Annotated in this window: 1 protein-coding gene; it reads right to left on the bottom strand. The window is 74.6% G+C overall.

Annotated elements, in window-relative coordinates; genetic code table 11:
- Positions 1–934 (bottom strand): glycoside hydrolase family 3 protein (locus I59_RS18465; protein WP_022905146.1); only part of this gene is annotated, 934 nt, incomplete at both ends.

Raw genomic sequence — 934 nt, forward strand, 5'->3', positions numbered from 1 at the left:
GCGGACCCCGGAGCACCGCACGGTCGACGAGGGCCTCGTCGACGGCACCCGACCGGACGCGCTCGACGAGCGGTGCCAGGTAGGCGTCGCCGGTCGGCAGCTCGACGTCGATGCCCGCGGCGAGCGCGAGTGCCGCGGCCTCGCCCCGGTCGGCCGCGACGCCGTGCATGACCTCGAGGAAGGCGACCGAGAAGTAGTCCGCGACGACCGTGCCGTCGAAGCCGAGCCGGTCGCGCAGCAGACCGGTCAGGAGCTCCGGGTCCGCGGCGACGGGGACCCCGTCCACCTCGGCGTAGGAGTTCATCACCGACCGAGCGCCGCCGTCGCGCAGCGCCATCTCGAACGGCGGCAGGAAGACGTCGGCGACCTCGCGGGGGCCGGCGTGCACGGGCGCGTGGTTCCGCCCTGCCTGCGACGCGGAGTACCCGAGGAAGTGCTTCAGGGTCGCGTCGACCCCGGCCGACTGCAGCCCGCGCACGTATGCGGTCCCGACCGTCCCGACGAGGTACGGGTCCTCGCCGATGCACTCGTCGACCCGCCCCCAGCGCGGGTCGCGGATGACGTCGAGCACGGGCGCGAGGCCCTGGTGCACGCCGAGTTGGCGCATCGAGTCGCCGATGGCGGCACCGACCTGCTCGACGAGGTCCGGGTCGAAGGCGGCGCCCCACGCGAGCGGGGTCGGGAAGGTGGCCGCCTTCCACGCGGCGAGCCCGGTGAGGCACTCCTCGTGCACCAGCGCGGGGATCCCGAGGCGGGTCTCGCGCTTGAGGCGGCGCTGTTCGGCCCAGAGCCACGCGGCACGTTCGTCGGGTTCGACCGGCCGGGTGCCGTAGACGCGGGTGAACTGCCCGATGCCGTGCCGGGTGATGTCCGCCAGCGTGGTGCCGTCCTGCGCCGCCGCCATCTCGCCCTGCATGGGCGCGACGACGCCGTT

It is taken from the genome of Curtobacterium sp. B8 (assembly GCF_000333315.1).
In the GTDB taxonomy this organism is placed as follows: Bacteria; Actinomycetota; Actinomycetes; order Actinomycetales; family Microbacteriaceae; genus Curtobacterium; species Curtobacterium luteum.